This is a genomic window from Streptomyces sp. ADMS (genome assembly GCF_033441795.1).
Taxonomy (GTDB): domain Bacteria; phylum Actinomycetota; class Actinomycetes; order Streptomycetales; family Streptomycetaceae; genus Streptomyces.
Window position 1 is genome coordinate 1 of sequence record NZ_JAVFVX010000184.1, and the last position, 8,873, is coordinate 8,873.

Below are 8,873 nucleotides of genomic sequence, written 5' to 3' on the forward strand. Positions count from 1 at the left end.
TCTGGGGGCGCAGCCCCCAGGTACGGGATGGGACGGGTAGGGGCGGCGGGGGCGAAACCCCTCCCATCCCCATCCCCTCCACGCCCCACACCCCGCCCCCCACGGCGGTACCCTGACCAGGCCACATCCGTGCACCCCCGAAGGGACACCACATGCCGCTCGAAGCCGGCCTCCTGGAGATCCTCGCCTGCCCGGCCTGCCACGCTCCCCTCAAGGAGCAGGAGACCGAGCTGATCTGCACCGGCCAGGACTGCGGCCTGGCGTACCCCGTCCGGGACGGAATCCCCGTACTGCTCGTCGACGAGGCCAGCCGCCCCGCGTAAGCCCGTCCCGGCGATCGGAGGTGCCACCCATGCTCGACGAATCGCTGCTCGACGCCCCCGAGGCGTTGGCGGACGCAGACCGCCGCGGCCTACTCCGCGGTGCGGCCGAAGCAGGCGCCCGCGTCCGCACCGCCGCCCGGCACGCGGCCGACGCGGGGATCAACGACCTGAAACCGGACGGCCGCCCCCGCGCCGTCCTGATCGCGGGCCCCGGCGCCGCCGCGAGCTGCGTGGCCGACCTCCTCGGCGCCCTCGCCGGCGCGACCAGCCCCGTCACCCGCCTGGCCCCCACCGGTGTCGCCCCCGCGGCAGGCGCCCTGCGCTGGGAGCTGCCGGGCTGGGCCGGCTCCGTGGACCTGCTCCTGATCGCCACTCCCGACGGCACGGAACCGGGCCTGTCCCTGCTCGCTGAGCAGGCCTACCGCCGCGGCTGCACGGTCGTCGCCGTCGCGCCCGCCGACACCCCGCTCACCGAGACGGTGCAGGGCGCGGCCCATGGCCTGTTCGTACGGATGGCGACCGCCCCGTACGAACAGGAGGAGGCGGACCAGCCGCTCGCCGCAACCGCCCCCGGCGTCCTGTGGGCGCTGCTCATTCCGCTGCTCGCGCTCCTCGACCGCACCGGCCTGCTCGCCGCGCCGCCGGAAGCGCTGGAGAAAGTCGCCGACCGCCTCGACCGGATCGCAGAACGCTGCGGCCCGGCCGTCGCGACGTACAGCAACCCGGCCAAGACTCTCGCCGCCGAACTCGCGGACACACTCCCGGTGATCTGGACGGAGGGCGCGTCGGCCGGGCCCGCGGGACGCCGTTTCGCCGCCGCCCTCGCCGAACTGGCCGGCCGCCCCGCGCTCGCCGCCGAACTCCCCGAGGCACTCGCCGCGCACGGCGCCCTGCTCGCGAGCCGGCTCGCCGCGGGTGCCGAACCCGACGACTTCTTCCGCGACCGCGTGACCGAGGCACCCGCCCTGCACGCGCGCGTGGTGCTGCTCCGTGACCGCCCGACCGGCGGCCTCAGCGCCGCCCCGGCCGCCCGCGAACTCGCCCTCGGTCATGACACGGCGATCAGCGAACTCGAACCGGAGGACGGCGCCGAACTGGAGAACCTGGCGGAACTGATCGCCACCACGGACTTCGCCGTGGTGTACCTCGCGCTGACCGCCGGGACCTGAACAGCTGAGCCAGAGCGCCGAAACCACCCCACCCCCTCTCCACCTGTCACTTCCTCTCGATCTGCACGCAGAAAGACCGCTATGGACCGCCTCGACAACACCATCCGCCCCTACGCCTGGGGTTCCACCACCGCCATCCCGGCGCTCCTCGGCACCGAGCCGACCGGTGAACCGCAGGCGGAGATGTGGATGGGCGCCCACCCCGGCGCCCCCTCGCGCACCGGACGCGGCACCCTCGTCGAGGTCATCGACGCCGACCCGCAGGGCGAACTCGGCGCGGCGGCCGTCGCCAAGTTCGGCCCTCGCCTGCCCTTCCTCCTCAAGCTCCTCGCGGCCGGCGGCCCCCTTTCCCTCCAGGTGCACCCCAACCTCGCCCAGGCGAAGGAGGGTTACGAGGACGAGGAGAGCCGCGGGATCCCGGTGGACGCCGGGCAGCGCAACTACAAGGACGCCAACCACAAGCCCGAACTGATCTGCGCCCTCACCGAGTTCGACGGCCTGTGCGGCTTCCGCGACCCGTCCCAGGCCGCGGACCTGCTCGCGGCCCTGGACGTCGACACCCTCAAGCCGTACGTCGACCTGCTGCGCGCCCACCCCGAGGAGGCGGCGCTGCGCGAAGTCCTGACGGCCGTACTCAGCGCGGACCGCGAGGACATGGCCCGCACGGTCACCGAGGCCGCGACCGCCTGCGCCCGCCTCGGTGGCGACCACGCCCCCTACGCGGACATCGCCCACCACTACCCCGGCGACCCCGGCGTCATCGCCGCCATGCTCCTCAACCACGTCCGACTCCAGCCAGGCGAGGCCCTGTTCCTCGGCGCGGGCATCCCGCACGCCTACCTCAACGGCCTCGGCGTCGAGATCATGGCCAACTCCGACAACGTCCTGCGCTGCGGCCTGACCCCCAAGCACGTCGACGTCCCCGAACTCCTGCGCATCGTCCGCTTCGAGGCGAGCGACCCCGGCATACTGCGCCCTGAGGCGTCCGCCGACGGCGAGGAGGTCTACGAGACCCCCATCGACGAGTTCCGCCTCTCCCGCTACGTCCTCCCGGAGAGCACACCCGCCCGCGAACTCGCCCTCCCCACCCCGCAGATCCTGCTCTGCACGGCAGGCTCGGTCCGTACCGGAGACATCGAACTCGCCCCCGGTCAGTCGGTCTTCGTACCGGCGAACGAAAAGGCCGAAGTATCCGGCCCCGGCACGGTTTTCCGGGCGACAGTCGTCGTCTGACACCACCCCGGAGAGTGTCCGGGCACATCCCGGGCACTGGTTGCCCTGGCCTTTGTGGCAGTCTGGCGCGTCGTTGCCGGAGGGGCTGCAACAATGGCCCCCCGGCAAAAGGCGGGCAAAGCCCGGGGACAGCGGACGTACGAAGGGACAACGCGAACACATGAGCGCGTCAGGCGGCACCAAGGCGATCGTGGCGGCACTGGTCGCCAACCTCGCGATCGCGGTAGCGAAGTTCGTGGCGTTCCTCTTCAGCGGATCGTCGTCGATGCTCGCCGAGTCCGTGCACTCGCTCGCCGACTCCGGCAACCAGGGCCTGCTGCTCCTCGGCGGCAAGAAGGCCAAGCGCGAGGCAACTCCGCAGCATCCCTTCGGCTACGGCCGCGAGCGGTACATCTACGCGTTCCTCGTCTCGATCGTCCTCTTCTCCGTCGGCGGCATGTTCGCGATCTACGAGGGCTACGAGAAGATCAAGCACCCGCACGAGATCGACAACTGGTACTGGCCGGTGGGTGTCCTCGTCTTCGCGATCATCGCCGAGTCCTTCTCCTTCCGGACGGCCATCCAGGAGTCCAACCTCACGCGCGGCAAGCAGTCCTGGAAGGATTTCGTACGCCACGCCAAGGCGCCCGAGCTGCCGGTCGTCCTGCTGGAGGACCTGGGCGCGCTGGTCGGTCTGATCCTCGCCCTCGTCGGCGTGAGCCTGGCCCTGGCGACCGGAGACGGCGTCTGGGACGGCATCGGCACCCTCTGTATCGGCATCCTGCTCATCCTCATCGCGATTGTCCTGGCCGCCGAGACCAAGTCTCTGCTCCTGGGCGAAGCCGCAGGACTCGAAGAGGTGCGGAAGATCGAGGCGGCGATCGTGGACGGCGAAACGGTCACCAGCATCATCCACATGCGCACTCTTCACCTCGGCCCCGAGGAACTCCTGGTCGCCGCCAAGATCGCCGTCCAGCACGACGACACCGCCACCGAGGTGGCCACCGCGATCAACGCGGCCGAGTCCCGCATCCGCGTCGCCGTCCCGATCGCCCGCGCCATCTACCTGGAACCGGACATCTACAGCGAGGCGGAAGCGGCCAAGGGCCCCGACCGTGGTGCGGCCCCGGGCGGCCCGAGCGCGCCTGCCGCCCACTGAGGTTCCCCTCCACTCGCCCTTGATCTGTCCTGATGTGTTCGCAGGCGGACTGGGGGCGGCCGGGCCGACAGGTGTAGCTTGGGACGGAGCCAGACGTCGCTGCTGATGGCGGTCGGTCGGTCCCACCGCGGACCGGCCGAGGGAGAGAGGGCCTCCGACGGACTGCGCTGCGCGTACTCGGGCATGCCTGTGCCCTCTTCGGGCACTCCTGTGTCCGCTGCCGCGCAGACCAGCCGTAGCCGTACCCACCTCGCCCCAACCTTCAGGAGCAGCCCGTAATGACGACTGTCGACGCCCGACAGGACTTCAAGGTCGCAGACCTCTCCCTGGCCGAGTTCGGCCGCAAGGAGATCACCCTCGCCGAGCACGAGATGCCCGGCCTGATGTCCATCCGCAGGGAGTTCGCCGCCACCCAGCCGCTGGCCGGCGCCCGGATCATGGGCTCGCTGCACATGACCGTGCAGACCGCCGTCCTGATCGAGACCCTGGTCGCCCTGGGCGCCGAGGTCCGCTGGGTGTCCTGCAACATCTTCTCGACCCAGGACCACGCGGCCGCCGCCATCGCGGTAGGCCCGACCGGCACGCCCGAGAACCCGCAGGGTGTCCCGGTCTTCGCCTGGAAGGGCGAGACCCTGGAAGAGTACTGGTGGTGCACGGAGCAGGCCCTGACCTGGCCGAACACCCCCACCGGCGGCCCGAACATGATCCTGGACGACGGCGGTGACGCCACCATGCTCGTCCACAAGGGCGTCGAGTACGAGAAGGCCGGCAAGGTCCCCTCCGCCGACACCGCCGAGTCCGACGAGCACCGCGTCGTCCTCGAACTGCTCGACCGCACCATCACCGACGGCTCGCAGAAGTGGACCCAGCTCGCCTCGGAGATCCGCGGCGTGACCGAGGAGACCACGACCGGCGTCCACCGTCTGTACGAGATGCAGCGCGACGGCGCCCTCCTGTTCCCGGCGATCAACGTCAACGACGCCGTCACCAAGTCGAAGTTCGACAACAAGTACGGCTGCCGCCACTCCCTGATCGACGGCATCAACCGAGCCACCGACGTCCTCATCGGTGGCAAGACCGCGGTCGTCTTCGGCTACGGCGACGTGGGCAAGGGCTGCGCGGAGTCCCTGCGCGGACAGGGCGCCCGCGTGATCGTCACCGAGATCGACCCGATCTGCGCGCTCCAGGCGGCGATGGACGGCTACCAGGTCGCGACCCTTGACGACGTCGTCGACAAGGCCGACATCTTCATCACCACGACCGGCAACAAGGACATCATCATGGCCTCGGACATGGCCAAGATGAAGCACCAGGCGATCGTCGGCAACATCGGCCACTTCGACAACGAGATCGACATGGCCGGCCTCGCGAAGATCCCCGGCATCGTCAAGGACGAGGTCAAGCCGCAGGTCCACACCTGGAAGTTCCCCGACGGCAAGGTCCTCATCGTGCTGTCGGAGGGCCGCCTGCTGAACCTGGGCAACGCCACCGGTCACCCGTCGTTCGTGATGTCCAACTCCTTCGCGGACCAGACCCTGGCCCAGATCGAGCTGTTCACCAAGCCCGACGAGTACCCGACCGACGTCTACGTCCTGCCCAAGCACCTCGACGAGAAGGTCGCCCGTCTCCACCTCGACGCGCTCGGCGTGAGGCTGACGACGCTCCGTCCGGAGCAGGCCTCGTACATCGGTGTCGAGGTCGAGGGCCCGTACAAGCCGGACCACTACCGCTACTGAGTCGGCACCCCAGCCAGTGTTGAGCACGTCCGTGCACTGACGCGCTCACCACCAGCAGGTTCTCCGAGGCAGGCCCCCGCACCCCCGTGCCGGGGGCCTGCCCCTTTGCCGAGGCTCAGGGAACAGCCCGAAAAGACCCAGGACCCCCATGCCCCGCGGCCGCTATTCGCTCCACGATCCGCACGATCACACCCCCCTCGCAGACGAGCACTTCCACTGCGCCCCCGGCCCCTCCGGCTGGCGCTACGTCTCCCAGCTGACCACCCCCTCGGGCGACCACAGCGGCTCCGTCGACCTCACCATCGACGACCTGGGCCGCCCCATCCGCCTCGAACTCCACGCGGCGAGCTGGCAGGTCCGCGGCGCAGCACTCGACGGCGTCACCTGGGTCCGCACCGACCCCACCGGCGCTCACGCCACCGAAGGCAACGTCCGCGCCCACGCCTTCACCGGCACATCCCCCGCGTTCCTGGTCGCCACCGCCCGCCTCCTGCGCCTCACCCCCTCAGCCGCCGCGACCCGCGTACGCCTTGTCGCCCTCACGGACCCGGTCCTCGCCCCGCGCACCGTGGACCAGTCCTGGGCCTTGGTGGAAAGAGAAGCACACGCCACTGACAACGGCCCCCTGACGGTGGACGAATACCAGGTCACAGCCCTGGACACCGGCGAACAGCACGCCGTACACATCGCCGGTGATGTGGTCCTCGCCGCACCGGGCATCGAGCTGGAACAGCTCGAGTCCCCGCCGTCTGTGTTCGCCGATCAGGCAGGCGGAGCGAACCCACCGGAAGAAGGACGACCGCCGGCCTGATCCTGCGGCGCAGCTTCGGCGACCGGGACAACGGGGGGGTACGGAGCCGCAGGAACCGCAGTCGGCCGCTGCGGCGCCGGATCCCGGAACGCACCATGCCCACCATGCTCACCCGGCCCGCTGATCGCCGTACCGCCCCCGAAAGCCCGCCGAGCCTCCCGCACCTGCCGCTCCTGCAGCACGGCCGCCAGATAGGCCGCCGGCGGAACATCTGGCGGCGCCGGAGTCCCCGTACGCGCCGCCATGTCGGAGGCGAGCCGCTCGGCCATGGCCCAGCCCACCTGCGGATCCAGCTGCCGCATACGCGTCAGGTACTGACGGACGGCCAGCCACAGACCGTCGGGCACGGCAGACAGATCGAGTGCCGCGAACCGTCCGGACAACCAAGGCGGCGGGGGAGGAACAAAGGCGGTCTGACCGACCGGCACTCGCTCCCGCACCACGAGCGTGCCCGCGAAGACATCACCGAGCCGCCGTCCCCGCGCCGAAACGAGCGAGGCGATACAGGCCACCACCCCGAACGTCATCAGAATCTCGGCCACACCGACCGCACCCCGCACCAGCGCATGCCGGAACCGGATGGGTCCGCCGTCGTCCCGCACCACCCGCAGACCGCAGGCCATTTTGCCGAGCGAACGTCCATGGGTGAGCGTTTCCACCGCGATCGGCGCGCCCACCAGCACCAGAATGAACGCGGCGATGGAGAGCGCGAACTGTGCGGCCTCGTCCAACGACGCGGTGGAAATGACCAGAACAATGGTGACGGCGGTGTAGACCACCCCGACCACAACAAGGTCGAGCAACACGGCCAGCGCTCTGCTGGGCAGTTTCGCGGGGCGCAGCTCCAGCGTCACCGCCTCGCCCGTAACCAGCTCACTCACGACTGCCGTCCTTCCCCTGACCTGCCCCTGGAACCGCCAGTCTGCCAAGCTGAAGGGGCATCGCGCCGCAGTACGACAAGCCGACACCCACGACGCGCAGTCGACGAACAGCCGAGGAGCAGGCAAAACGATGGACCTCGATGTCTTCGTCTCCGCCCACCGCGCCGAGTGGGATCGCCTGGACGCACTGCTGAGCCGCCACCGCCGCCTCACCGGAGCCGAGGCGGACGAACTCGTGGCCCTCTACCAGCGCACCGCCACTCACCTCTCGCTGATCCAGTCGAGCGCCCCGGACCCCCAGCTGACCGGTCGGCTCAGCCAACTGGTGGCACGCGCGCGTAGTGCCGTGACAGGAACCCGCCGTGCCTCCTGGCGCGATGTCACCCGCTTCCTCACACACGGTTTCCCCGCGGCGGTCTACCGATCACGCCACTGGTGGATCCCCACCGCGCTCATCTCCACGGCGGTGGCGGTCCTTTTGGGATGGTGGATAGGCACGCACCCCGAAGTGCAGTCCTCCATAGCGGCCCCCGACGAGCTGCGGGACCTCACCCGCCCCGGTGGCCAGTACGAGGCGTACTACTCCAGCCATCCCGCCGCGTCCTTCGCTGCTCAGGTGTGGACGAACAACGCTCAGGCCGCCGCGATGTGCCTGGTCCTGGGAATCTTCCTCTGCCTCCCGGTCGTCTGGATCCTCTTCCAGAACATGCTCAACGTGGGCATCGGCCTCGGCCTGATGTCCTCGGCGGGCCGACTCGACACCTTCCTCGGCCTGATCCTGCCGCACGGCCTCCTGGAACTGACCGCCGTCTTCGTGGCCGCGGGCACGGGCCTGCGTCTCGGCTGGACCGTCATCGACCCGGGGCCGCGATCTCGCCGCACAGCGCTGGCCGAAGAAGGAAGAGCAGCCCTGGGCATGGCTATAGGCCTGGCGCTCGTCCTCTTCGTCTCGGGCGCCATAGAAGGCTTCGTGACACCCTCGGGCCTGCCCACATGGGCCCGCATCACCATCGGGGTCGTCGCTGAACTGGCCTTCCTCGCATACGTCTATGTACTCGGCGGTCGCGCGGCGCGCGCCGGCGAGACAGGCGACCTTGAGCCGGTCGAGCGCAGTGCCGCAGTCCCCACAGCTGGCTGATGTGCGGACAGACCTGCGGGGCTGCTAGTCTCCTCTTCGCCCCACAGGAGCCGTTGACACGGAGCTGGTGGGGAGGTAGATTAGAGCAGTTGCCTGGAACTGGACAGGTTCAGTGGTGACAGTGAAAATCTACTGGTTTCTCAAGAACTTGGATTCTTGGGGACCACTTCCCGATTACTTCAGGAATGAGTGGCCGGTCAGTCCGGCCAAAAACTTCTGATAAAGTCGGACTCGCCGAAAGGGAGCCGGAAGGCAACCGAATAGGCGAAAGCCCCCAACGGCTACTGGATCAAAATTCGAACCGGAAACGGAACGGAAAAGGATCTGGTAAGGTTGGAATCGTAGGACAGCAGGACCGAAGGGAAAGTGCCCGGAGGAAAGCCTGAGAAAGTTTCTTGGGTGAGTACGAAGGAAGCGTCCGTTCCTTGAGAACTCAACAGCGTG

At 69.3% G+C, this 8,873-nt stretch carries 8 protein-coding genes; 7 read left to right on the forward strand and 1 reads right to left on the reverse strand.

Features of this window, described 5'->3' with window-relative positions:
- Positions 1–152: 152 nt before the first annotated feature.
- The 6 genes from RB628_RS38140 (at position 153) to RB628_RS38165 (ending at position 6,410) form a co-directional block, all read left to right on the forward strand.
- The gene (locus RB628_RS38140; protein ID WP_318325240.1) at positions 153–323 is read left to right on the forward strand and encodes a Trm112 family protein; all 171 of its coding nucleotides are present in this window, start codon (positions 153–155) and stop codon (positions 321–323) included.
- A 29-nt stretch (positions 324–352) separates the two neighbouring features.
- Positions 353–1,492, forward strand: coding sequence for an SIS domain-containing protein (locus RB628_RS38145; RefSeq protein WP_318325241.1), 1,140 nt, complete (start codon positions 353–355; stop codon positions 1,490–1,492).
- Positions 1,493–1,573: 81 nt separating this feature from the next.
- Positions 1,574–2,725, forward strand: a complete 1,152-nt coding sequence (gene manA / locus RB628_RS38150) for a mannose-6-phosphate isomerase, class I (protein WP_318325242.1) — start codon at positions 1,574–1,576, stop codon at positions 2,723–2,725.
- A 160-nt stretch (positions 2,726–2,885) separates the two neighbouring features.
- Complete coding sequence (locus RB628_RS38155; protein WP_318325243.1) at positions 2,886–3,863, forward strand: cation diffusion facilitator family transporter; 978 nt, start codon at positions 2,886–2,888, stop codon at positions 3,861–3,863.
- Between the two features lie 278 nt (positions 3,864–4,141).
- Positions 4,142–5,599 (forward strand): adenosylhomocysteinase, encoded by a 1,458-nt coding sequence (gene ahcY / locus RB628_RS38160; protein ID WP_318325244.1) that lies wholly within the window; start codon positions 4,142–4,144, stop codon positions 5,597–5,599.
- Positions 5,600–5,747: 148 nt separating this feature from the next.
- On the forward strand, positions 5,748–6,410 hold the full coding sequence (locus tag RB628_RS38165) for a hypothetical protein (RefSeq protein WP_318325245.1): 663 nt from the start codon (positions 5,748–5,750) through the stop codon (positions 6,408–6,410).
- Here the strand turns inward: RB628_RS38165 and RB628_RS38170 are convergent.
- The gene (locus RB628_RS38170) at positions 6,362–7,291 is read right to left on the reverse strand and encodes an RDD family protein (RefSeq protein ID WP_318325246.1); all 930 of its coding nucleotides are present in this window, start codon (positions 7,289–7,291) and stop codon (positions 6,362–6,364) included. The genes RB628_RS38165 and RB628_RS38170 overlap by 49 nt on opposite strands.
- A gap of 130 nt (positions 7,292–7,421) precedes the next feature.
- Here RB628_RS38170 and RB628_RS38175 point away from each other — a divergent pair, with 130 nt between their 5' ends.
- Positions 7,422–8,429, forward strand: a complete 1,008-nt coding sequence (locus RB628_RS38175; protein ID WP_318325247.1) for a stage II sporulation protein M — start codon at positions 7,422–7,424, stop codon at positions 8,427–8,429.
- The last annotated feature ends 444 nt before the right edge of the window (positions 8,430–8,873 follow it).

Coding starts and splice junctions, on each gene's coding strand:
- ahcY (WP_318325244.1), top strand. CDS start 4,142: ATGACGACTGTCGACGCCCGACAGGACTTCAAGGTCGCAGACCTCTCC.
- RB628_RS38145 (WP_318325241.1), top strand. CDS start 353: ATGCTCGACGAATCGCTGCTCGACGCCCCCGAGGCGTTGGCGGACGCA.
- RB628_RS38140 (WP_318325240.1), top strand. CDS start 153: ATGCCGCTCGAAGCCGGCCTCCTGGAGATCCTCGCCTGCCCGGCCTGC.
- RB628_RS38165 (WP_318325245.1), top strand. CDS start 5,748: ATGCCCCGCGGCCGCTATTCGCTCCACGATCCGCACGATCACACCCCC.
- RB628_RS38155 (WP_318325243.1), top strand. CDS start 2,886: ATGAGCGCGTCAGGCGGCACCAAGGCGATCGTGGCGGCACTGGTCGCC.
- manA (WP_318325242.1), top strand. CDS start 1,574: ATGGACCGCCTCGACAACACCATCCGCCCCTACGCCTGGGGTTCCACC.
- RB628_RS38175 (WP_318325247.1), top strand. CDS start 7,422: ATGGACCTCGATGTCTTCGTCTCCGCCCACCGCGCCGAGTGGGATCGC.